Source organism: Arthrobacter sp. CAN_A6 (genome assembly GCF_015751715.1).
Classification (GTDB): domain Bacteria; phylum Actinomycetota; class Actinomycetes; order Actinomycetales; family Micrococcaceae; genus Arthrobacter_D.
Genome location: NZ_JADOUV010000007.1, coordinates 1 through 22551, shown reverse-complemented (window position 1 = coordinate 22551; position 22551 = coordinate 1). Strand labels below are relative to the sequence as shown.

Sequence of the window (22551 nt, the reverse complement as noted above, 5' to 3'; positions counted from 1 at the left end):
GCTAGGGCGCTCCACCCCTCGCGATCAGCTCTTTGGCCAGCCTGCGGTAGGCGTCTGCCCCGGAATGGTTGCCCGCATAGGAGGTGATCGGTTCGGCAGCAACTGTCGCGTCGGCGAACTTGATGGTGCGCTTGATGACGGTTTCGAAGACCTTGTCCCCGAAGGCCTCGACCAGGCGGGCGATGACCTCCCTGCTGTGAAGCGTGCGCGCGTCGTACATCGTCGCAAGCACGCCATCCACCTGCAGCCCGGGGTTGAGGCGGTCCTGGACCTTCTCGATGGTCTCGACCAGGAGCGCCACGGCACGCAGGGCGAAGAACTCGCAGATCAGCGGGATGATGACGCCGTGCGCTGCGGTGAGGGCATTGACGGTGAGGAGTCCCAGGGATGGCTGACAGTCGATGAGGATGACGTCGTAATTGTCGGAGACCCTGCGGAGCGCCCGGTCAAGGACCTGCTCACGCGCCACCTCGTTGACGAGCTGCACTTCGGCCGCGGACAGGTCGATGTTCGCCGGCAGGAGGTCTATGTTGTCGATCGCGGTGGTCCGGATGGCATCCTGGATGTCCACCTTGCGGTCCATCAGCACGTTGTACACGGTCACATCGAGCTCGTGGGGATTTGTGCCCAGTCCCGCTGACAGTGCGCCCTGGGGGTCGAAATCCACGAGGAGGACCCGCCGTCCGGCTTCGGCGAGCGCCGCGCCCAGGTTGATCGTGGACGTGGTCTTTCCCACCCCGCCCTTCTGGTTCACCATGGCGATGATGCGCGCAGGACCGTGGGAATCAAGGACCGGCGGTTCGGGGAATACCGTCACCGGCCGGCCCGTGGGTCCAATTTCAGCTTCGGCTGCGTTCTGCAGAGTTGTGAAACCCTGTTCGCTACTCACGTATTTCTCCACGCTTCCATTGGTATTGCCGGCCGGCCGCATGCCGTTTTCCAGCGACCCGCCACACTTGTTCTTCCTCAACCGTACAACCGCCTTCGGCGGCCCTCGGGCAAATGTTCGCGGGATGGGCGCGAGCCTTGATCCTCAACTTGAGGTCGAACGTTGCCGGTACGGCGGTGTCCATGCCGGGTATAAGCCTAACGAAAAAGTACCGGGTGCATGGAAGGCCCAGAGAAGCGGCCCTTCCACGCACCCGGTACTGGCCAGGAGTGTCGACCCCTAGCTGACCCGGGCGCCGCTTCCTGCGACGATATCGGTCCGGGCTTCAGCGCCGGCTTCGACGTCGTCGTCGTCGAACCGGTTGTGGTCGGAACTCATGGTCTCCTCGTCGAACGGCAGGCGGCCCTCGAGGACCTCATCGACACGGGCCCGATCGATTTCCTTGGTCCAGGTCCCGATCAGCACGGTGGCCACAGCGTTGCCCGTGAAGTTGGTCAGCGCTCGGGCCTCGGACATGAACCGGTCGATACCGACGATCAGGCCCACACCCTCCACGAGGTCCGGCCGGTGCGACTGCAGGCCGCCGGCCAGCGTGGCAAGACCGGCACCGGTGACGCCGGCAGCACCCTTGGAGGCGATGATCATGAACACCAGCAGCGAGATCTGCTCACCCAGGGCGAGCGGCGTGCCCATTGCACTGGCAACGAAAAGCGACGCCATGGTGAGGTAGATCGCGGTTCCGTCGAGGTTGAACGAGTAGCCGGTGGGCACCGTCACACCGACCACGGGCTTGGAAACACCGACGTGTTCCATCTTGGCGATGAGCCGCGGCAGCGCCGCCTCGGAGGACGAGGTGGAGAAGATCAGGAGGTACTCGCGTCCGAGGTACCGCATCAGCTTGAAGATGTTGACCCCGGTGACGATCTTGAGCAGGCCGCCGAGGATCACCACGATGAAGAGGGCGCAGGTCACATAGAAGGCGATCATCAGCGTGAACATGCTCACGATGGCCTGGACGCCGGTCTCTCCGACAACGGCGGCGATGGCCCCGAAGGCACCAATGGGTGCCAGCCACATGATCATCACGAGGATGCGGAAAACGAGGGCCTGGATGTGCCCGATGCCACGGAGGATCGGACGCCCGGCAGTACCCATCTTCTGCAGCGCGAAACCGACGAGCAGCGCCACGAAGAGGGTCTGCAGGATGCTCGGGCCGGTCAGCGCCGAGAGCAGCGTGGTGGGGATGATGCCGAGCAGGAAGCCCACGGTTCCATCAGCGGCCTCGTCGGTCGCCGGAGCCTCGTAGGTGGAGGCACCGATGTCGAGGCCTTCTCCCGGGTCGATGAGGTTGCCGACCACGAGGCCGATGGCGAGCGCGAAGGTCGACATCAGCATGAAGTAGCCGAGGGCAAGCCCACCGACCTTCCCGACTGTCGCGGCCTTGGCGATCGAACCGATGCCCAGCACGATGGTGCAGAAGATGATCGGCGCGATCATCATCTTGATCAGGGCGATGAAGCCCGTGCCGAGGGGTTTGAGCGCGATGGCGAGCTCCGGCGCAACAAGGCCGAGGATCGCGCCGAGGATCACCGCCGCAATGACTGCGATGTACAGGTAGTGGGTCTTGTCGACTTTTTTGCGGGGTGTTGCTGATCCCCCGCGGGATCGAAATGGCGCCATAGCCATGAGGAGCTCCAATGTTGTGTGCCGCCCGGCAGGACCGGCGGACCGAGCCCATTCTCGGTTCGCGGGCGGTATGGCCAGGGGGCTGGTCAGGTGATGTTCTGTGCTCGCCATCCTGCCAGCAGGGGTGACGCCGATCACCCTTGCGTTCATACTGGTCGTGGGTGCCCGGCTAGACTTGGAACGCACTCGAGAGGAAACCGGTTACTGCGTGAAACGATGGAGCCTTGCCCGCCAGTTCTTCGCGGGTCAGCTGGTCTTCGTCTTCCTGTTGACCTCCTGCATCTCCTGGGTGCTGTACCTGGACGCGGAACAGAACACCTACGACGCTGCGTCCGAGCGTATGTTGTCCGTAGCGGGCACGATCGCCCTCGATCCGCTCGTCCGGAACGCGGTGGGCGGGCCGGACCCGGCGGCGGAACTCCAGCCGTACGCAGTGGCGGTGATGGACGGACTCGGAGTCGACTTCGTGACCATCATGGCTCCGGACCGTACCCGTTACACGCACCGCAATCCGGAACAGATCGGCCTCCCCTACATCGGTTCGGTTGCCGAAGCACTGGCAGGGAGACCGCACATCGAAACCTACACCGGGACACTGGGGCCCTCCATCCGCGCGATCGCGCCGGTGAAGGACTCCTCCGGCACCGTGGTGGCCATGGTGGCGGCGGGAATCACTGTGGACCGGGCCGCGATCGCGCGCAATGCCCAACTGCCGCTGGTCGGGCTGATCGCGCTCGGGGCACTCAGTTTCGGTGCGCTGTCGTCCTTCGTCCTCAGCCGCCATCTCCGCAGGGCGACGCTGGGCCTCGGGACCGGTGAGCTTGCACGGATGTTCGTCTTCTACGACTCGGTGCTCCACTCGGTGCGCGAGGGCCTTCTGCTCACCGACCCGGAGGGGCGCCTGATCCTCTACAACGACCAGGCAGCACGACTCCTGGGTCTTGACGGGAACCGCACAGGTCAGCCCGCCCGCGCAGCTGACCTGTGCCTGCCGGCCTCACTCACGGAGCTGCTGACCAGCGGGCGACACGCTTTCGACGAGGTCCACCTGACGGAGAGCCGGGTCCTCGTGCTGAACCAGGCACCGGCGGTGCCTCCGGTAGGGAACAACACCGGAGGAACGACGCCGGGCGGGAAGAGTCCTTCCGAAACCGGTTCACTCGGAACAGTGACCACCATCCGGGATCACACCGAGATCGAATCCCTGTCCGGCGAACTGCAGACTCTGCGTACCCTCGCCGAGGCACTGCGCGCGCAGACACACGAGCACGCCAATCGGCTGCACACCATCGTGTCCCTCATCGAACTGGACAGGCGCGCCGACGCCCTCGAGTTCGCGACGAAGGATCTCCAGCAGTCGCAGCAGTTGACCGATCGCGTAGTCGCCGCCGTGGACGAACCTTTCGTTGCCGCGCTCCTGGTGGGTAAGGCTGCACAGGCCAACGAACGCGGCATCGACCTCTCCATCGAGGTGGAGGAGGCGGTGGGTGACGCCGGCATCGAGGCGGGTGATCTCGTCACCATCGTCGGGAACCTGCTCGACAACGCCTTCGATGCCGCGGCGGCATCGGACAGGCGCCGCGTCCATTTGGCCATCGGCGGCGCCGAAGGGCCGCGGCGCGGTCTGACCCTGGTGGTCGAGGACAGCGGTCCCGGCATCCTGGCCGGTGACCGGAGGAGGGCCTTCGATCTGGGTTTCTCCACCAAGGAGCACTCCGGGCGCGGCCGCGGAATCGGCCTTGCCCTGGTGCGGCAGGCGGTCCAACGGCACGGCGGCACCCTCGAAGTGACGACGTCGGAGCTCGGTGGCGCCGCATTCGCCGTCGTCCTGCCCTCCCGGGCCGAAGTCCTGCCCACCGCGGGCCCCCTGTAGTGGCCGGGATCCGCGTCCTCGTGGTGGAGGACGACCCGATCGCGGCCGACGCCCATGCCGAATATGTCCGGCGGCTCGACGGGTTCACCCTTGCCGGGGTGGCACGGACCGGCGCCGAGGCGATGGCCTTCCTCTCTCCCGGAAGCAGGGGAGCCGCCGGCGGGGGCAAGCCGGTCGATTCCCCGCCGACGGATTTCCCCGCCGGGGTCGACCTCGTCCTGCTCGACATGAACCTGCCCGACGCCCATGGACTCGACATCATCCGCAGGATCCGCGGTCTGGGCCTTCCCACCGATGTCATAGCCATCACGGCCGTCCGGGACCTCCAGGTGGTCCGCTCGGCGATTTCCTCGGGAATCGTGCAGTACCTCATCAAGCCGTTCACCTACTCCGCCTTCTCCGAGAAGCTCACCAGCTACGAGGGGTTTCGGAACAACCTGACAGGTCAGGCCGCGTCGACCACCCAGTCGGAGGTCGACCACGCCCTCGCCGCCCTCCGCCCCGCGGCATCCAGAGCGTTCCTCCCGAAGGGGCTGTCGGAAGAAACCCTTCGCGCCGTCGTCCAGCACCTCAAGGGATTGACCGAGCCGACGTCAGCCCTCGAAATCGCCGAGAGCCTCAACCTCTCGAGGGTGACTGCCCGCCGCTACCTGGAATATCTTGCCGAGCAGGAGTCAGCCCGGCGCACCCCCCGCTACGGCACCCGGGGCAGGCCCGAATTCGAGTACCGCTGGGCCCGCTGACGCAACGTCACCGTCCGGGTGGTGGAACGCCGGCGCGAAGAAGGGGAACAAGGGAGTCGAGGACACCCGCATCCTCGATGGTCGAGGGAACTGTGTACGTCTCCCCGGCCGCAATCTGCCGCATCGTTTTTCGGAGGATCTTCCCCGACCGGGTTTTCGGCAGCGCGTCCACCACGACTGCGTCCCGGAAGCCCGCCACCGGACCGATCAGTTTGCGGACCAGGGCCACCAGCTCACGTTGCAGCTCGGCGGGATCGATGGTCTCCCCGGCCTTGAGCACGACGTAGCCGCTGGCCCGCTGGCCCTTCAGCGCATCCTCCAATCCGATCACCGCGCACTCGGCAACGGCAGGATGCTGGGCCAGGGCCTGCTCGATCGCTCCGGCGGACAGCCGGTGCCCTGCCACATTGATCACGTCGTCGGTCCGTCCCATGACGAAGAGGTAGCCGTCGTCATCGGCGTACCCCGAGTCTCCGCTGACGTAGTACCCCTCGAGTGCCCGGAGGTAGGCCTGCTCGTAGCGCTCGTCGCTGCCCCACAGCGTCGTCAGCGCCCCCGGCGGCAATGGCAGGCGGAGGGCGATGGTGCCCTCGGTTCCCGTCGGCACCGGCGTACCCTCGCCGTCCACGATCGCCAGGTCGAAGCCCGGTGACGGCAACGACGGCGAACCTGGTTTGACGGGCACCCCGCCCAGGCCCCGGGGGTTCGCACAGATGGGCCACCCCGTCTCGGTCTGCCACCAGTTGTCGATGACGGGAACCCCGAGCACGCCACGGATCCAGGAGAAGGTTCCGGTGTCCAGTCGCTCTCCCGCCGAGAACAGGAGGCGCAGGGTCGAGATGTCGTAGCCACCAAGGGCGGCAGCCGTCGGATCAGCGCGGCGGACGGCGCGCAGCGCCGTGGGAGCGGTGAACATCACGGTGACGCCGTGGGCCTCGATCAGCCGCCAGAACGCCCCGGCGTCGGGCGTTCCTACCGGCTTGCCCTCGTACAGGACCGTCGTGGCTCCCGCCAGCAGCGGGCCGTACACGATGTAGGAGTGCCCCACCACCCAACCGACGTCGGACGCCGTCAGCATCACATCTCCCGGCCCGACGTCGAAGATGTTCCTCATCGACCAGGTGAGCGCCACGGCATGGCCGCCGTTGTCACGGACCACGCCCTTGGGTGACCCCGTGGTTCCGGAGGTGTAGAGGATGTACAGGGGATCGGTGGCTTCGACGTCCACCGGGTCCAACGGCGTGGCTCCGGCGGCGGCTTCGTCCCAGTCGAGCCAGCGGCGGGAGGGCTGGTCGTAGTCCGCCGCTGCGGCGGTGAACCCGTCGCGGTGCTTGACGATCACCGGGCAACCTCCGGCACCGGCGAGGTCCAGGGCCTCGGCTACTGCCGGAAGGTATTCGACGCGCCGGGACGGTTCAAGGCCGCCGGTCGCGGTGAGGATGATCTTCGGAGCCGCATCCCGGATCCGTGAGGCGAGCTCGGCCGGGGCGAATCCTCCGAACACCACTGAGTGCACGGCTCCGAGCCGTGCCACGGCGAGCATGGCGATAACGGCTTCGGGAACCATGGGCAGGTAGATGAGGACCCGGTCCCCCTTGGTCACGCCCTGGTGGCGGAGCGCGCCGGCGAACTGCGCCACCTCGTCCCGCAACTGCGCGTAGGTGAAATGCTGTTGGGTGCCGAGCATCGCGGAGTCGTAGACGAGCGCCGTGGTGTCTCCTCGTCCGGCCAGGACATGGCGGTCCAGGGCGTTGAAGGACGTGTTGAGCCGGGCTCCCGGAAACCACCGGTAGAGCGGCGCACGGCTGCTGTCCAGCGCCTGCCCGGGCGCGGTGGTCCACGAAACGGCCTTGGCGGCCTTGAGCCAGAAAGCAGCCGGGTCCTCGATACTCTCCCGGTGGAGGGCCCTGTACCCCTCCACGGCCGGATCCCCCGCGAAGGACGGCGAAACATCAGGAGTACCAGGAGGCTGCCTGCTTTGTCCGGAGTCCACGGCGATCCTTACGGAGAGAGGATGGAATGCAGCTCATGCTACGGCTCCCGATGCTATTCCTCCAGACACAATTTAAACGCCGTGTATACAGAAGCGCGGCTCGCGTTGGCATTTTCCCTAAATTTCTTGCCCGTTTCGCCACCGATGTATACATTGGACACGAGGACGTTCAGAATGACGGCGGAGGAGGACGATATGCGGGCCAGCGACCGCGCCTATGAGTCCCTCCGTTCCGACATCATCGGCTGGCGGCTTCCGCCGGGTTTCGTCCTGGCGGAGGTTGAACAGTCAGCGCGGCTGGGCGTCTCACGGACGCCGCTGCGCGAGGCACTGTCGCGGCTCATCTCCGAAGGACTGGCGGCTCCGTCCAGCGGACGCGGCGTCGTCGTGACCGACATTTCCCTCGGACTCGTGGCCGATCTCTTCGCCGTCCGGATTCCCCTTGAATGCACCGCTGTCCGGCTCGCCGCCCTGCACAGCGACCCGATGGCATTCACTCTTCTCGGCGAACGCTTCACCCGGGCGGGACCGCTGATCGATGCCGGCGATTCCGGCCGGGACCGCTACTACGCGCTGGTTGCCGAACTCGACGCGGCGGTGGACCAGGCAGCAGGCAATCCCTATCTCCTGCAGGCCCAGCGCCACCTGCGAACCCAGCTCGTGCGGATCCGGCGCCTCGCCCGCGACAACCGGAAACGGCTCCATGCCTCCGCAGGCGAGCACGCGCAGATCGCCTCCGCGATCAGCGCCGGTAATGGAGAGCTCGCCTCCGCGGCCATGCAGGTGCACCTGCACAACAGCCTCCAGCACCTGCTGGCAGCAAGAACCGACAACGATTCCGACGGCGCCGAACAGCCGCACCTTCGAAAGGAACACCATGGTTGAGCTCCACCCCGTCCGTGTCCACCGCAGTGACGAGAATCTCGGCCGCGCCGGCCAACTCGCCTACCGGATCGCCGAGGTGGCGACCGATCCTGTCGAGGTCACCCCGGAGGTGACGGAGATGGTGATCAACCGCATCATCGACAACGCCTCGGTGGCGCTCGCCTCGCTCAACCGCGCTCCGGTCGTCGCCGCACGGGCACAGGCGGGAAGCCATCCGGTGTCGGCCAACGGATCCGGCGCGGCGGTCTTCGGAGTGGAAGCTCCCACCTCGCCCGAATGGGCGGCCTGGGCCAACGGCGTCGCGGTGCGTGAACTCGACTACCATGACACGTTCCTCGCCGCAGATTACTCCCACCCCGGAGACAACATCCCCCCGATCCTCGCCGTTGCCCAGCACACGGGCGGTTCCGGGCGCGACCTCATCCGCGGCATCGCGACGGGCTACGAGATCCAGGTCGACCTCGTGAAAGCCATCTGCCTCCACGAACACAAGATCGACCATGTGGCGCACCTCGGGCCATCGGCGGCCGCCGGCATCGGTACCCTCCTGGGGCTGCCCCCGGAAACCATCTTCCACGCCGTCGGACAGGCCCTCCATACGACGACGGCCACCCGGCAGTCGCGCAAGGGTGAAATCTCGACCTGGAAAGCGCACGCGCCGGCCTTCGCCGGCAAGATGGCCGTCGAGGCCGTGGACCGGGCGATGCGCGGCCAGACGTCCCCCACGCCCATCTACGAGGGCGAGGACGGCGTGATCGCCTGGCTGCTCGACGGGCCCGAGGCACGCTACGAGGTTCCGCTGCCCGCCGCGAATGAGCCCAAACGCGCCATCCTCGACACCTACACCAAGGAGCACTCCGCCGAATACCAGGCCCAGGCGTGGATCGACCTCGCCCGCAGGCTGCACGGCGCTCACCCCGAGCTCACCGATCCCTCCGAGGTCCAGAGCATCGTCATCCACACCTCGCACCACACGCATTATGTGATCGGCTCCGGCGCCAACGATCCGCAGAAATACGATCCGACGGCCTCCCGCGAGACCCTTGACCACTCGATTCCGTACATCTTCACTGTGGCGCTGCAGGATGGCCGCTGGCACCACGTCGACTCCTACGCACCCGAGAGGGCTGCACGGCCCGATACTGTGGCCCTGTGGCAGAAGGTCACCACCGTCGAGGATCCTGAGTGGACGCGCCGCTACCACTCACTGGACATCGCCGAGAAGGCCTTCGGGGGCCGGGTGGAAATCACCCTCGCAGACGGCACCGTCCTCACCGACGAGATCGCCGTGGCCGACGCCCACCCGCTCGGAGCCCGGCCCTTCACCCGGGAACAGTACGTGGCGAAGCTGCGCACGCTTGCGGACGGCGTCGTCGAGGACACCGAAATCGAGCGGTTCCTCGCCGCCGTCGAGCGGCTTCCCGAACTTGAGGCAGGAAGCCTCGACCAGCTCAACATCACTGCCCGGGACGGGTACATCACCCCGTCCGCGGCTCCGCTCGGGCTCTTCTAGGAAGGCAACAGGATGCTGTACTCATCGATTCCACCCGAACAGAAGCGCATCGCACTGCGCGACGGCCTGGCGTCCGGGACCCTCCAGCAGTTTCCCGGGGCCTTCAACCCGCTCTCGGCCCGTCTCATCGAGGACAAGGGCTTCGACGGCGTCTACATCTCGGGGGCGGTGCTGGCCAATGACCTGGGCCTTCCGGACATCGGCCTGACGACGCTGACGGAGGTGGCGCAGCGCGCCGGGCAGATCGCCCGCATGACCGACCTCCCGGCGATAGTCGACGCCGACACCGGCTTCGGCGAGCCGATGAACGTCGCGCGGTCCGTCCAGGAACTGGAGAACGCCGGACTCGCGGGGTGCCACATCGAGGACCAGTTCAATCCGAAGCGCTGCGGCCACCTGGACGGCAAGAACGTGGTGGATCTGGAGACGGCGGTGAAGCGCATCCGCGCCGCGGCCGATGCCCGGCGTGACCCGAACTTCCTCATCATGGCACGCACCGATATCCGCGGCACCGACTCCCTGGAAGCCGCACAGGACCGGGCCCGGGCGCTCGTGGATGCCGGAGCCGACGCGATATTCCCGGAGGCGATGCGCGATCTGTCCGAATTCCAGGCCATGCGGGACGCCGTGTCGGTGCCGATCCTGGCCAACATGACCGAGTTCGGAAAGAGCAGCCTGTTCACGACCCGGCAGCTCCAGGAGGCCGGCGTGAATGTGGTGATCTACCCGGTCACCCTCCTCCGCAGCGCCATGGGCGCCGCGGAGCGTACGCTGGACTCGATCAAAGCCAATGGAACCCAGCAGCACGCGGTGCCCGACATGCAGACCAGGGCCCGCCTCTACGAGCTGGTGGACTACGAGTCGTACAACCGGTTCGACTCCTCGGTCTTCAACTTCCGGGTGCCGGACGGCCGTTGAGCACCAGGCCCGGCACCGCTCGCCCACCCGAGTATTTCCTCGCGACGAATGCACCACGAAGGAGTTCCCCGTGACCGAACCACAGATCCACAAGGGCCTTGCCGGCGTGACGGTCGACTACACGGCCGTCTCCAAGGTGAACCCCGACAGCAACTCGCTGCTGTACCGGGGTTACCCCGTGCAGGAACTCGCTGCCCGGTGTTCCTTCGAGGAGGTGGCCTACCTGCTGTGGAACGGTGAACTGCCCACCGCCGCCCAACTCGCCGAGTTCACCGGGTACGAACGCAGCCACCGCAACCTGCCGGAGAACATTGTCGCGGCCATCGACCTGCTGCCGCTCACCAGCCACCCCATGGACGTCGGGCGGACCGCGGTCTCCGTGATGGGCGCCTGTCACCCGCTGGCCTCCGACAGCTCCGTCGAGGCCAACCTGGAGAAGGCGACCTCGCTGTTCGCCGCCTTTCCCGCCGTCGTCGCCTACGACCAGCGCCGCCGCCGGAACCAGCCGCTCGTCGAGCCGCGGGCAGATCTCGGTTATGCCGCGAACTTCCTGTGGATGACCTTCGGCGAGGAAGCCCCCGAGGAAGTGGTGGACGCCTTCAACGTGTCGATGATCCTCTACGCGGAGCACTCCTTCAATGCCTCGACGTTCACTGCCCGCGTCATCACCTCCACCCTCGCGGACCTCCACTCGGCCGTGACGGGCGCGATCGGAGCACTGAAGGGCCCGCTGCACGGTGGGGCCAATGAGGCAGTGATGCACACGTTCGAGGAGATCGGCATCCGGAAGGACGAGTCCGAGGAAGAGGCCGCAGCCCGGGCCAAAGCGTGGATGGAGGACGCCCTCGCACAGAAGAAGAAGGTCATGGGCTTCGGACACCGCGTGTACAAGAACGGCGATTCACGCGTTCCCACGATGAAGGCCGCCCTCGACGCCATGATCGCCTATTACGGCCGCGACGAGATCCTCGGGCTCTACAGCGGACTGGAACACGCCATGGACGAGGCGAAGAACATCAAGCCGAACCTCGACTATCCCGCCGGCCCCACCTATCACCTCATGGGTTTCGATACGGAAATGTTCACGCCGCTGTTCATTGCCGCACGCATCACCGGCTGGACGGCCCACATCATGGAGCAGGTGGCGTCGAACTCCCTGATCCGCCCGCTGAGTGCCTACAACGGTCCGGACGAGCGGCACCTCAGCTAACGGCTGGTCCTCACGACGGCGGTTTCCACGCCCTCGTTGTCGTCCCTCAGGGTGATGGAGGCGGTGAAGGGCTCGCCCTCCACCACGAGGGGCACCCAGGAAGCGGCGTCCTCCCACATGCCATCCCACGGCAGGGCGTCCTCGGGGAACCACTCGGGGTCCACCTCGTCGCTGGCATCAAGGGTGCCCGTGTAGCGCTCCGCCGTGAAGATGGAGCCGATCATGTTGAAGTCGGGGCGGGCGGGGAAGTCCCACGTGACCGTGCCGAGGAAGGTGAGGTCCCCGCCTTCCACACGGAGGCCCGCTTCCTCGAACACCTCGCGTGCGGCTGCCTGGGCGGCCGATTCGCCCGGTTCCAGCTTCCCGCCCAGAGCGACGATGCGCCCGGTCCCGAAACCCGTCTTCTTGAGCCCCAGGAGCACGCGGCGGACGGGTCGGGCGTCGGGCCCGATAGCGCCGGGGGCGCCCGCGGGGAAAGAGTCGAAAAGAAAGCACAGGGCCACCGGGCGGAAGAAGCCTCCGCTGGGTTCGGGAAGTCCGTCCGACGCCATGGCGTGTCGCCCGCCCCTAGCCGAGTGCCCGGGGGTGCGCCGCGGCATACACTTCCCGCACAGTGTCGGCCGTGACGAGCGTGTATACCTGTGTTGTGGTCACCGACGCGTGGCCCAGCAGCTCCTGCACCACACGAACATCGGCTCCACCCTCGAGGAGGTGGGTGGCGAAGGAGTGCCGCAGGGTGTGCGGAGAGACCTCCCGGGTGACCCCCGCTTTCTGGGCCGCCGACTTGAGGATGGACCAGGCGCTCTGACGGCTGAGCCTCCCACCCCGCATGTTGAGGAACAGCGCCGGGCTTCCCGTGCCGCCTCCTGCCAGAACCGGCCGGCCCCGCACCAGATAGGAATCAATGGCCTTCGCCGCGTAGGAACCGAGCGGGACGAGGCGCTCCTTCGACCCCTTGCCGAACAGCCGCACGATCGCGGGGCCGGTTCCGTGCCGGTCCAGGACGTCGTCGACGTCGAGCCCCACCGCTTCACTGATCCGCGCCCCGGTCGAGTACAGGAATTCGAGCAGGGCCCGGTCCCGCTGACCCGACGGCGTTTCGGTGTCCACCGCCTCGAGGATCCGCACCACGTCGTCGACCGAGATCGCCTTCGGCAGCCGTTGCCCGGCCAGGGGCGGGTGCACGTCCCGGGCCGGATCCGCGGAAGTCACTCCCTCCAGGGCCCAGAAACGGTGGAGCCCCCGCACTGCCACCACCGTGCGTGCGGTGGAGCGCGGGCTGAGCGGGGACTGCCCGTCGGATCCGGTGGCCACTGCCTGCGCGAAGGCAGTGACGTCGTGCCGAGTGATGGCAGCGGCGTCGCTGATCCCGCGGGCCATCAGGAAGCGGTGGTAGCGGAGGAGGTCGCGGCGGTAGGCCGAGAGAGTGTTCACTGACAGGCCGCGCTCCACCGCCATGTGCTGGAGGTACTCGGTCATCAGACGGCCCGGCCCGGACTCCAGGAGCTCGTCGGTTACCGTCTTCCCCGCTGAGGCAGGCATGGTCAGCCCCGCAATACTGCACCGTTGGGCCAGGTCGAGTGCCTGCTCGGGTGCTCGGGCCAGGGCGACGAGGCAGGGCGGAGGCCGTCGAAGCCCCGCTCGCGGGCGACCCGGGCGGCCAGGACCGCCGCGGCTGCGGAAGGACTGTGGATGCGCCCCTCGAGCACGGCGGCCACTGCGTCGTCGAGGTCCACCCAGAGCGGTTCGATCTCGGCCTCCTCGTGCGTGCGGAGGTGGAGTTCGTGCTCCGGCACCGGGCCGATGCCGCGCGCCAGGTAGACGCGCAGCGCCTCGGAGGAGGAACCCGGTGAGAGGAACAGGTCGATGAGCACGTTCCACCTGGTCGCCGTGAGGTCGGCCTCCTCGGCGAGTTCCCGCGCGGCGGCGTCGAGGAAGTCCTCGCCCTCCTCGTCGAGCAGCCCGGCGGGGATCTCCCAGAGGAGCATCCGCACCGGATGGCGGTACTGGCGGATGAGCAGCACCTGGTCCTTCTCGTTCAGAACGAGGACCGCCACTGCACCCGGGTGCCGGATATAGTCACGGGCGATACGCTCGCCACCCTCGGTCAGCGAGAACTCGTCCCTCACGACATCCCAGATCCGCCCCTGATACACAGCGGCGGAGGTGTGCAGCCTCCTCGGGCTTTGCTCGTCCCCGAATCCTGCAGGGCTGTGCACTCCGGGTGCCGGCAGCTCACCCACGGCTATGCTTTGGCCCCACGGCGGTCAAGCGCTGCCCGAACGAGCCCCGCGAACAGCGGGTGGGGGCGGGTGGGCCGTGAACTGAGCTCGGGGTGCGCCTGGGTGGAGACATAGTACGGGTGCACGTCCCGGGGAAGCTCGGCGAACTCCACCAGCTCGCCGTCCGTCGTCGTGCCCGAGAAGACGAGCCCGCTGTCACTGATCTGCTTGCGGAACTCGTTGTTCACCTCATAGCGGTGGCGGTGGCGCTCCGAAACGGTCGTCTTCCCGTAGGTTGCTGCGACCACCGACCCCTCGGTGAGCTTCGCTTCCCACAGGCCGAGCCGCATGGAACCGCCCATGTCGCCCTCTCCTGCCACGATGTGGAGCTGCTCCGCCATGGTGGCGATCACGGGGTATTTGGTTTCGGGCTCGAATTCGCTCGAGGAGGCGCCCTCGAGTCCCACGACGTTGCGCGCGTACTCGATGACCATGCACTGCAGGCCGAGGCATAGACCCAGCGTCGGAATCCGATTCTCCCTCGCATACGTCAGGGCGCCGAGCTTGCCCTCGAGGCCCCGGATCCCGAATCCGCCGGGCACGCAGATGGCATCCACGCCGCTGAGGGCGTTGCGGGCGCCCTCGGGGGTCTCGCAATCATCGGACGGCACCCACTTGATGTCCACCTTCGTCTTGTTGGCGAATCCGCCGGCGCGCAGCGCCTCCGTGACCGAGAGGTAGGCATCGGGCAGATCGATGTACTTGCCGACCAGCGCCACCTCGACGTGGTGCTTGGGATTGTGGACGACGTCGAGGAGCTTGTTCCACTTGGTCCAGTTGACGTCCTTGAACTTCAGGTCGAGGGCCTGGACGATATACGCGTCGAGCCCCTGCGCGTGCAGGACCTTGGGGATGTCGTAGATGCTCGCGGCATCGGCTGCGTTGACGACGGCGTCGAGGTCGACGTCGCACATGCGGCCGATCTTCTCCCGCATGGCCAGGGGCACCTCGCGGTCGGAGCGGATGACGATCGCATCGGGCTGGATGCCGATCGAGCGCAGCATCGCCACCGAGTGCTGTGTCGGCTTGGTCTTCAGCTCCTGCGAGGGGCCGATGTACGGGACCAGTGAGACATGGACGAAGAAGACATTGTTGCGGCCGACGTCCTGCCGGACCTGCCGGGCCGATTCGAGGAACGGCTGCGACTCGATATCGCCGACGGTTCCGCCGATCTCGGTGATGATGACATCCGGCGCCCGCTTCGGACCTGCCGGGTCCGCGGGAAGCCGCATCCTCCGCTTGATCTCGTCGGTGATGTGTGGAATGACCTGGACGGTGTCGCCGAGGTACTCGCCGCGCCGCTCCTTCGCGATGACGGTGGAGTAGACCTGGCCCGTGGTGACGTTGGCTGAACCATCGAGGTTCTCGTCGAGGAACCGCTCGTAGTGGCCGATGTCGAGATCGGTCTCGGCGCCGTCCTCGGTGACGAAGACCTCCCCGTGCTGGAACGGGTTCATGGTGCCGGGATCGACGTTGAGGTAGGGATCGAGCTTCTGCATCGTGACGGAGAGACCGCGTGCCCGGAGCAGGTGACCAAGGCTCGAGGCCGTCAGTCCCTTGCCGAGGGAGGAGGCGACGCCACCAGTCACGAAGATGTGTTTGGTCGTCTTGGCGGACTTCTGGAACCGGGAGTTTATTTGCTGCACCACGGGGTTGGAGCCTATCACTTGGAGGAGGTCCGCGCCGCATCGGCGAGGAGTTCCTCGGCGTGGGCCCGCGCGGATGCTGAGTCTTCCTGGCCCGCAAGCATGCGGGCCAGTTCGCGCACGCGCTCGGCGTCGGGGAGGACCTCGACGTCGCTGGCGGTGAATCCGCCGTCGTCGTCCGAGGACGGCGCGCGGGAAACATTCTTGGTGACGCGGATGTGGCGCTCCGCGAAAGCGGCCACCTGGGGCAGGTGGGTCACCACGATGACCTGGACATGCTCAGCGAGCATGGCGAGCCGCCTTCCGATCTCGACGGCGGCTTTTCCGCCCACCCCGGCGTCGACCTCGTCGAACACGAAGGTCGGCACAGGGTCGACGGCGGCAAGCACCACCTCGATGGCCAGCATCACACGGGAAAGTTCACCGCCCGAAGCACCCTTGCCCAGCGGCCGCGGCGCTGATCCCGGGTGGGGCTGGAGGTTGAAGGAGATGTCGTCCTGGCCATGCGGCGTGAGGGACCCTGCTGCGGTGACCTCGATGAGCAGGTTCGCATCGGGCATCGCCAGGGCACTCAGCTCCTCGCTGACCCGGCCGGCGAGGGTCTCGGCCGCGGCGCGGCGGAGCTCCGAGAGGCGCTCCGCGTGCTCGTGCACCTCGCGGTCGAGTTCCTCGATGACCGCGCCCAGTTCGTCCACCCTGCTCGAATCACCGCTCAGCTCCTCGAGCCTCCGCGCACCCTGCTCCCGCCACTGGAGTACCTCGTCGATGGTGGGAGCGTATTTGCGCACGAGTACTGCGAGTTCCGCACGGCGCGACTCCACCTCCGCGAGGCGGCCCGGGCCTTCGCCGTCCAGCGCCGCCCCGTAGGCCGCAAGCTCACCCGAGATGTCCGCAAGGAGGTAGCCCACCTCGGCAACGCGACCTGCGAGCGACTCGAGGTCGGCATCATGCTCCGCCACCGCTTCGAGTTGCCTCTTGGCTTCATCGACGAGCGAGACGGCGTCCGAGCTCGAGCCGAAATCCTCCGAGACCAGCGCGGAATGCGCGACGACGGCGGCGGTGCGTAGCTCCTCCACGTTGCCGAGCCGCATCGATTCCGCCTTCAACGCAGCGTCCTCGCCGGGCTGTGGCTCCACGGCCTCGATCTCGGCCAAGGCCGCCTCGAGGCTCTCAGCTTCCCGCACGCGCTCGCGTGCTTCGGCGCGGAGGCGGTCCCGCTCCGCCAGGGCGTCCCTCCAGCGACCGTACGCGTCGCCGTAGGTTCCAAGCTCCGCGGCAAGCGGCGCTCCCCCGAATTTGTCCAGTGCCGCGCGTTGGGCAGCCGCGCCCTTGAGCCGGAGCTGATCGGACTGGCCATGCACCACCACCAACTGCTCGCCGAGCTCCGCGAGCACTCCCACCGGGGCGGACCTGCCGCCCACGTAGGCCCTGCTGCGGCCCTCGCTGGTGACGGTGCGGGCGAGGATGAGCTCGGCCGCGCCGTCGTACTCCTCGAGGGCCGCCCCGGCCTCTGCTGCGCGAGCGGCGACGGCGCTGTTCGGTTCAAGGCGGAGGATCGCCTCGGCGGACGCGGACTTCGCGCCCAGCCGCACCGCTCCGGCGTCGGACCGCGCTCCGCGGAGCAGCCCGAGGGCGGTGATCACCATGGTCTTTCCCGCGCCGGTCTCCCCGGTCACGACGGTGAGGCCGGGTCCCAGCGTGAGGGTGGCATCAGCGATGACGCCGAGGTCGCGGATGCGCATTTCCTCGATCATTTCGACCGGCTCCCTATTGCTGCGACGGGGCCGCGCCAGCCCTGGATGGGCAACTCGAATTTTCGGACGAGGCGTTCGGAGAACGGGGTCTGTGCGGTGCGGGCGAGACGCACGGGGATCGGCGAACGCCTCACCTCGATGCGCGCGCCAGGGGGGAGGTCGACACTCCGGCGGCCGTCGCACCAGAGCACGCCCCTCGCGCCGGTCCGGGACAGCAGTTCCACGGCAAGGACCGACGACGGCGCCACCACCAGCGGTTTCGCGAACAGGGCGTGCGCACTGATCGGGACCATCAGCAGTGCTTCGACCTCGGGCCACACCACCGGGCCGCTGGCCGAGAAGGCATAAGCGGTGGAACCCGTGGGCGTTGCCAGTACCACGCCGTCGCACCCGAAGGCGCTGACGGGCAGGCCGTCGACCTCCATCACCACCTCGATCATCCGCTCCCGGTCAGCCTTCTCCACGGCAGCCTCGTTCAGCGCCCAGTTGCGGGACAGGAGGGTATCCCGTTGCCACACCGCTACCTCGATCGTCATGCGTTCCTCGACGGAGTAGTCCCTGTCGGCAACCCACCGCACCGTTTCCTCGAGGTCGGCGCGTTCACTCTCCGCGAGGAAACCCACGTGACCGAGGTTGACGCCGAGCAGGGGAACCTCGGTACCCCGCACGAGCTCCGCCGCGCGGAGGATCGTCCCATCGCCGCCGAGCACCATGACGAGCTCCACGCCGTCGAGGTGGATGTCCTGGCCCAGCGTCTCGGTGGGCGCCGTCAGTCCCCCGTACTCATCCTGGAGGTCGGCGAGTTCCTCCGGCCGCATGACCGGAGTCAGTCCCAGGGCATGGAGGCGCGTGCAGGCCTCCTGGGCGGCAGCCATCGCGTCGTGGCGGCCCGTGTGGGCGAGCACCAGTACTCGTCTAGTCATCAAGCTCCATCGAAAGTCGAGGAACCGGCCTCTTCCGCAAACACACCGCTCGCGTCGAGCACCTGATGTGTCAGCAGATCCGGTTCCCCCTCGATCCTAGGCACCAATGTCGATTCAGGCACCTTTATCCACACGAAGTACTCGCGGTTCCCGTCCTGGCCGGGGAGGTCGCTTGGTGCGAGCCCGCCGATTTCCAGCCCGAGCACCAGTGCTTCCCGAAGCACTCCATGGACCCCACGGCGCCGCACCACATCCGAGCTCACCACTCCCTGGCCGTTGAGCCCGCTCCGGCCCACTTCGAACTGCGGCTTGATCAGCAGCAACATGTTCCCGCCGGGGCGTGTGGACCGCGCGAGGGCTTCGAGCACGAGCCGCAGTGAGATGAAGGACAGGTCAGCGACGGTGAGGTCGACCTGCCCGCCGATCTCACCGGGTTGCAGGTAGCGGACGTTCATGCCCTCGAAAACGGAGACCCGCGGATCGGTCCGAAGCTTGCCGGCGAGCTGTCCGTGTCCCACGTCGACGGCGATCACCTCCCGCGCTCCCCTCGTCAGGAGAACCTCGGTGAAGCCTCCGGTCGAAGCGCCGGCGTCCAGGCACCGCCGGCCGTCCGCCGCAAGGGCCGGGAAGAACCGGAGCGCACCGGCTAGTTTATGGCCGGCACGGCTCACGTAATCCTCACCCGTCATTTCCACCTCGAGGAGCCGGTCACCGGCCACCTGCAGGGACGCTTTGCCGGCGGGCGCGCCGTCAAGGAGCACCCTGCCGGAGACGATGAGCTGCGCCGCATGGGAGCGTGAGCGCGCGAGCCCGCGCTTCACGAGTTCCTGGTCCAGTCGCGTCATACCTGGCGTCCCTGGTTGAGCTCGGCGAGCAGGCTGTCGGAAATGTCCGAATACAGTTCCGGCTGCTCCGCAACGGGCGTGTCGGTGAGCAGTGCAAGGCGTGACAGGACGGCGTCGACGTCGGTATTTCCCGACGTGAACTCATCGAACGGCCACGACGAGCCGGCGCCGGCGCTGCCGCTGGAGGATTCGTCGGGATCGCGCACATCACTCATGCCGTCCCTCTTCCCGCGTCGTCGCTTCCTTCATTCCGTGCCTGTCTCGTCCTTCGTATTTCACTTACTGCAGTCAAGGCCGCTCGGGGGTGAACTGCAGCCGCGGGAGGAAAACCCTGTCCTGCAGCGGATGCGCCGTCCACCACGCAGAACATGCCGCCCGCCACGCATCGAGATCGGTTTCCGCGCCCTCCACCAACACGGATTCCCCGTCTACACGGGCGGACGCCTGCCCACGGTGGTGCACGCCGCTCACCGCTCGGGCTACCGGGTACGGTTCATAGAACGCAGTGAGCGACGGGATGAGGTAGTCCGGGCGCTCGTCGTGCACCGCGGCGAGAGCAGTCCGGAGCGTATCCACTCCGGTGAGGACCAGCGCGGTCTTCATCCCTGCACGGTTCCCGCCCAGAATGTCGGTATCCAGCCGGTCTCCGACGACGAGGGCTTTCCGTGCTCCCACGTGGCGGGCCGCTGTCTCGAAAAGGGCAGCTTCGGGCTTGCCTGCCACCACCGGCTGCTTGCCGGTTGCTGCCGCAACAGCTGCCACGAGCGATCCGTTGCCCGGCGCGATCCCCCGGGCCTGAGGGATCGACATATCGGTGTTGGTTGCCACCCAGACCGCGCCCGCGGCTACCGCGTAGGCGGCCTCCGCGAGATCCTTCCAGCCGAGTTCGGGCGAGAACCCCTGGATGACGGCGTCGGGGGAATCCTCCGCTGACCGGACGACTTCAAGCCCCTGAGCCCGCACCAGGTCGGCAAGGGTGCTGCTGCCGACGACCAGCACCCGGGAAGCTTCGGGAACCCGGGCCGCCAGTAATTCGGCGCCTGCCAGCGCCGAGCCGAAAACCTGGTCAGCTCGCGCCGGAGCGCCGAGGCTTCGGAGATGCGCCGCCACGACGTCCGCGGACCGCGACGCGTTGTTCGTGACATAGGCCAGGGCAACGTCCAATGCGGCCAGGGATTCAAGCGCTTCGGCTGCGCCCGGGATGGCATGCTGCCCCGCGTACACCACTCCATCGAGGTCGGCCAGGACTGCGTCGAACCCGTCGATCAGCCGGCCCTCAGTCATCAATACGGTCCTCTTCCGCCTGTTCGGAAGCTACCTGTCGCGCAGCAGGTTCCTGCCCTTCGGACTCCCCGCCGGTCTGATGGGCGGCGGCAGGTTCGACCCCCGTCATGGAGTCGTCGCTTCCGGTGCCCGTCCGAGCCGGGGCGACGCCCGGCTCCGCTGCTCCATCGGCCCGGTCGGCAGCGGGGTCTGAGGCCCCGACTACGGTCTCGGACTCGGACTCAGGTTCATCAGGGACCCCGTTGCTCGCGCTCCCGATCACCTCGGAGACCCTCGGTACACGGACCGGTATGACGTCGTCGTCCTCATCGCCCCCGAGATCGATGATGTCGGGCTCCGTCGGGTCGTCCAGACCCAGGGCGGTCTCGGCCACCCGGGCCTGCTTGCGCCAGGTACCGGACTCCGCCGTCCTGCCGACCGCGTCGAGCGCGTCACCATACGCGCGGAAAAGCCTCGGCGTGAATGAGAAAGCGCGGTGAAGGTCGAGCTGGGGGATCTCGAGCGCCGCGACCGCAGCATCGAGCTGACCGAGGTCCGCCCTTGCACCTGACACGACCATGGCCAACTCGGCTTTACCTGCCGAATCGAGGGTTTCTGCTTCCTCTCCCCGGGCAAGGTCGAGGGCCCTGTCGGGTCTCCCCAGGCCACGCTCACAATCCGCCATCACCGGGAGGTGGACATTCGAGCCGCTGATACGACGGAACGTTCGGAACTCGCGCAGCGCCTCGCCATAGTGCCCTGCCGCATACGCAGTAATGCCGACCGCCTCACGTACTGCTGCGAGACGTCCGCCGCGCCTGCTGGCCGCAAGCGCATGCTGGAATGCGAGTTCCGGATCGTCGTCGATGAGACGACCCGCCATCACCAGATGCTTTGCCACCCAGAGCGCGCTTCGCTCTTCGAGGTTCCTGATCTGGGCACGTGTCACCCGATCCAGCTCATCGCCCTTGACGTCCTCGTCGATCTCGGGTGACCGTTCCCTGTCGGGCCGATTGGCGCTCCTCAGATCCCGGGCGTTGTGGGGCCGGGCACCCCCGCTGTCGGCTCCTTCGCCCCTTCGCTCGGGACGGTCGCCACGCCCGCCGTCGACGGGACGGCGGTTGTCCCTGGTGCGGTCTTCCCGGACCCCTGAGCGTTTCTCGTTCGTTGATGCGGCTGGGAACCGACGCTCACTGGACGACCCTGCGCCTGCCGCCGGACGTTTACTCCAGGGGCGGTCGCCCGATGTGCTGCTGGTGCTGCTGCGCGGGGCTCCACCGCCCGTCCGTGGACGTCCGGAGTCCGATCCTGATGCGGATCCACCGCGGGAAACCGCGCCCCGGAGCCGATCACCGCGCTCATCACTCCTGCTGCCTGCGCCCCTGTCACGATCGCGCCTATCGCTTCCGCGTCCGTCGCGATCGGCCCTGTCCCGCTCCCTGGGGGCACCCCTGTCACGGTCGGGCCTTCCACTACTGCCGTCGCGGTCCCGGGGGGCACGATCATCTTGCCTGTCGTCAGCACCGGCGGGGCTGCGGGCGACGCGTTCGCCCCCACTGACGGGACTGCCGGTGGCGCGTTCTCCGCCGCGATCTTCCCTCGTCTCGCGCGCGGCGTTGCGCTCCCGGCCTTCCTTGGAGAAGCCTTCCTCCGCGGAGCCGGCGATTTCTGCGGAACGCTGTTGATCGCGTGACGGCACAGAGGTAACGCTCTTCGATCCCCAGGAATGTCGGCGCCCGCCCTGCCCGCCGCTCGAGCCTGTGCCCTGCTGTGCCGGCCTCTGAGCCTCGTCACCGGTTTCGGAATTTCGATCCTGCTCAGCCATGGCGGCGCGGTTCCTCTCATTGGCAGCGGGCGTGGTGCGCCTGCTCTTCACTATTGTTCTATGGGTCATTCTTCTACGGATCGGCGGGTACCACGCAATCCGATGCCGGCAACCCGGAGGCCACCACACGAGAGCCGGCCTTCTGATGCCCGCTCGTCATGCAATTTCATTCCGAACGCAGGTTAGATCGCGGGCCGCGGTGTGGTGTTTAAAGGGGCAGAGGCCCCACCGGTGGTGGGGCCTCTGGCCTGTAATGGTTGTCCGGCGGTGTCCTACTCTCCCACACTCTCTCGGGTGCAGTAC

At 67.3% G+C, this 22551-nt stretch carries 21 protein-coding genes; 7 read left to right on the top strand and 14 right to left on the bottom strand.

Annotation, left to right across the window (positions count from 1 at the left end; all coding sequences use genetic code 11):
* Position 1: 1 nt before the first annotated feature.
* Positions 2-889, bottom strand: a complete 888-nt coding sequence (locus IWX75_RS12180; protein ID WP_196822519.1) for a ParA family protein — start codon at positions 887-889, stop codon at positions 2-4.
* Positions 890-1168: 279 nt separating this feature from the next.
* Entirely contained in the window at positions 1169-2569 is a 1401-nt protein-coding gene (locus IWX75_RS12175) for a cation:dicarboxylate symporter family transporter (RefSeq protein WP_196822683.1), read from the bottom strand.
* 214 nt (positions 2570-2783) lie between these two features.
* Between IWX75_RS12175 and IWX75_RS12170 the strand changes: the two genes are divergently transcribed.
* Complete coding sequence (locus IWX75_RS12170; protein ID WP_196822518.1) at positions 2784-4448, top strand: sensor histidine kinase; 1665 nt, start codon at positions 2784-2786, stop codon at positions 4446-4448.
* Positions 4448-5191, top strand: coding sequence for a response regulator (locus IWX75_RS12165; protein WP_196822517.1), 744 nt, complete (start codon positions 4448-4450; stop codon positions 5189-5191). The genes IWX75_RS12170 and IWX75_RS12165 overlap by 1 nt, the downstream gene beginning before the upstream one ends.
* 7 nt (positions 5192-5198) lie before the next feature.
* Here IWX75_RS12165 and IWX75_RS12160 read toward each other — a convergent pair whose 3' ends face one another.
* Positions 5199-7112 (bottom strand): AMP-binding protein, encoded by a 1914-nt coding sequence (locus IWX75_RS12160; RefSeq protein WP_196822682.1) that lies wholly within the window; start codon positions 7110-7112, stop codon positions 5199-5201.
* A gap of 267 nt (positions 7113-7379) precedes the next feature.
* Between IWX75_RS12160 and IWX75_RS12155 the strand changes: the two genes are divergently transcribed.
* From IWX75_RS12155 to IWX75_RS12140, 4 genes are all read left to right on the top strand, one after another.
* Positions 7380-8069: a GntR family transcriptional regulator gene (locus IWX75_RS12155; protein WP_196822681.1), complete on the top strand. Its 690-nt coding sequence runs from the start codon at positions 7380-7382 to the stop codon at positions 8067-8069.
* A complete protein-coding gene (locus IWX75_RS12150; protein WP_196822516.1) occupies positions 8062-9582 on the top strand; it encodes an MmgE/PrpD family protein in 1521 nt (506 codons plus the stop codon). The genes IWX75_RS12155 and IWX75_RS12150 overlap by 8 nt, the downstream gene beginning before the upstream one ends.
* Positions 9583-9594: 12 nt before the next feature.
* Positions 9595-10500, top strand: a complete 906-nt coding sequence (gene prpB / locus IWX75_RS12145; protein ID WP_196822515.1) for a methylisocitrate lyase — start codon at positions 9595-9597, stop codon at positions 10498-10500.
* A gap of 70 nt (positions 10501-10570) precedes the next feature.
* The gene (locus IWX75_RS12140; RefSeq protein ID WP_196822514.1) at positions 10571-11710 is read left to right on the top strand and encodes a bifunctional 2-methylcitrate synthase/citrate synthase; all 1140 of its coding nucleotides are present in this window, start codon (positions 10571-10573) and stop codon (positions 11708-11710) included.
* Here IWX75_RS12140 and IWX75_RS12135 read toward each other — a convergent pair.
* From IWX75_RS12135 to IWX75_RS12085, 11 genes are all read right to left on the bottom strand, one after another.
* Positions 11707-12261, bottom strand: a complete 555-nt coding sequence (locus IWX75_RS12135) for an 8-oxo-dGTP diphosphatase (protein ID WP_196822513.1) — start codon at positions 12259-12261, stop codon at positions 11707-11709. The genes IWX75_RS12140 and IWX75_RS12135 overlap by 4 nt on opposite strands.
* 16 nt (positions 12262-12277) lie before the next feature.
* Entirely contained in the window at positions 12278-13252 is a 975-nt protein-coding gene (gene xerD, locus IWX75_RS12130) for a site-specific tyrosine recombinase XerD (RefSeq protein ID WP_196822512.1), read from the bottom strand.
* A gap of 2 nt (positions 13253-13254) precedes the next feature.
* Complete coding sequence (locus IWX75_RS12125) at positions 13255-13944, bottom strand: NUDIX hydrolase (RefSeq protein WP_334684334.1); 690 nt, start codon at positions 13942-13944, stop codon at positions 13255-13257.
* 11 nt (positions 13945-13955) lie between these two features.
* On the bottom strand, positions 13956-15659 hold the full coding sequence (locus IWX75_RS12120) for a CTP synthase (protein ID WP_196822511.1): 1704 nt from the start codon (positions 15657-15659) through the stop codon (positions 13956-13958).
* Positions 15656-17392: a DNA repair protein RecN gene (gene recN, locus IWX75_RS12115; protein ID WP_196822510.1), complete on the bottom strand. Its 1737-nt coding sequence runs from the start codon at positions 17390-17392 to the stop codon at positions 15656-15658. The genes IWX75_RS12120 and recN overlap by 4 nt, the downstream gene beginning before the upstream one ends.
* Positions 17389-18315, bottom strand: a complete 927-nt coding sequence (locus IWX75_RS12110; RefSeq protein ID WP_196822509.1) for an NAD kinase — start codon at positions 18313-18315, stop codon at positions 17389-17391. The genes recN and IWX75_RS12110 overlap by 4 nt, the downstream gene beginning before the upstream one ends.
* Entirely contained in the window at positions 18315-19160 is an 846-nt protein-coding gene (locus tag IWX75_RS12105; RefSeq protein WP_196822508.1) for a TlyA family RNA methyltransferase, read from the bottom strand. The genes IWX75_RS12110 and IWX75_RS12105 overlap by 1 nt, the downstream gene beginning before the upstream one ends.
* A complete protein-coding gene (locus IWX75_RS12100; RefSeq protein ID WP_196822507.1) occupies positions 19157-19375 on the bottom strand; it encodes a hypothetical protein in 219 nt (72 codons plus the stop codon). Before IWX75_RS12100 ends, IWX75_RS12105 begins: the two co-directional genes overlap by 4 nt.
* Before the next feature lie 73 nt (positions 19376-19448).
* On the bottom strand, positions 19449-20444 hold the full coding sequence (locus IWX75_RS12095) for an HAD-IIA family hydrolase (RefSeq protein ID WP_196822506.1): 996 nt from the start codon (positions 20442-20444) through the stop codon (positions 19449-19451).
* The gene (locus IWX75_RS12090) at positions 20437-21372 is read right to left on the bottom strand and encodes a hypothetical protein (RefSeq protein WP_334684306.1); all 936 of its coding nucleotides are present in this window, start codon (positions 21370-21372) and stop codon (positions 20437-20439) included. Before IWX75_RS12090 ends, IWX75_RS12095 begins: the two co-directional genes overlap by 8 nt.
* A gap of 74 nt (positions 21373-21446) precedes the next feature.
* Entirely contained in the window at positions 21447-21929 is a 483-nt protein-coding gene (locus tag IWX75_RS12085) for a hypothetical protein (RefSeq protein ID WP_334684305.1), read from the bottom strand.
* A 1-nt stretch (position 21930) separates the two neighbouring features.
* On the opposite strand from IWX75_RS12085, the gene IWX75_RS12080 reads away from it, so the two are divergent.
* Entirely contained in the window at positions 21931-22116 is a 186-nt protein-coding gene (locus tag IWX75_RS12080) for a hypothetical protein (RefSeq protein WP_196822504.1), read from the top strand.
* Positions 22117-22551: the final 435 nt, after the last annotated feature.

Excerpts from the sequence above, each read along its gene's own strand:
- IWX75_RS12085 (WP_334684305.1), bottom strand. The coding sequence starts at position 21,929 with ATGATCGTGCCCCCCGGGACCGCGACGGCAGTAGTGGAAGGCCCGACC.
- xerD (WP_196822512.1), bottom strand. The coding sequence starts at position 13,252 with ATGCCTGCCTCAGCGGGGAAGACGGTAACCGACGAGCTCCTGGAGTCC.
- IWX75_RS12155 (WP_196822681.1), top strand. The coding sequence starts at position 7,380 with ATGCGGGCCAGCGACCGCGCCTATGAGTCCCTCCGTTCCGACATCATC.
- IWX75_RS12105 (WP_196822508.1), bottom strand. The coding sequence starts at position 19,160 with ATGACGCGACTGGACCAGGAACTCGTGAAGCGCGGGCTCGCGCGCTCA.
- IWX75_RS12095 (WP_196822506.1), bottom strand. The coding sequence starts at position 20,444 with ATGACTGAGGGCCGGCTGATCGACGGGTTCGACGCAGTCCTGGCCGAC.
- IWX75_RS12100 (WP_196822507.1), bottom strand. The coding sequence starts at position 19,375 with ATGAGTGATGTGCGCGATCCCGACGAATCCTCCAGCGGCAGCGCCGGC.
- recN (WP_196822510.1), bottom strand. The coding sequence starts at position 17,392 with ATGATCGAGGAAATGCGCATCCGCGACCTCGGCGTCATCGCTGATGCC.
- IWX75_RS12150 (WP_196822516.1), top strand. The coding sequence starts at position 8,062 with ATGGTTGAGCTCCACCCCGTCCGTGTCCACCGCAGTGACGAGAATCTC.
- prpB (WP_196822515.1), top strand. The coding sequence starts at position 9,595 with ATGCTGTACTCATCGATTCCACCCGAACAGAAGCGCATCGCACTGCGC.
- IWX75_RS12175 (WP_196822683.1), bottom strand. The coding sequence starts at position 2,569 with ATGGCGCCATTTCGATCCCGCGGGGGATCAGCAACACCCCGCAAAAAA.
- IWX75_RS12135 (WP_196822513.1), bottom strand. The coding sequence starts at position 12,261 with ATGGCGTCGGACGGACTTCCCGAACCCAGCGGAGGCTTCTTCCGCCCG.
- IWX75_RS12110 (WP_196822509.1), bottom strand. The coding sequence starts at position 18,315 with ATGACTAGACGAGTACTGGTGCTCGCCCACACGGGCCGCCACGACGCG.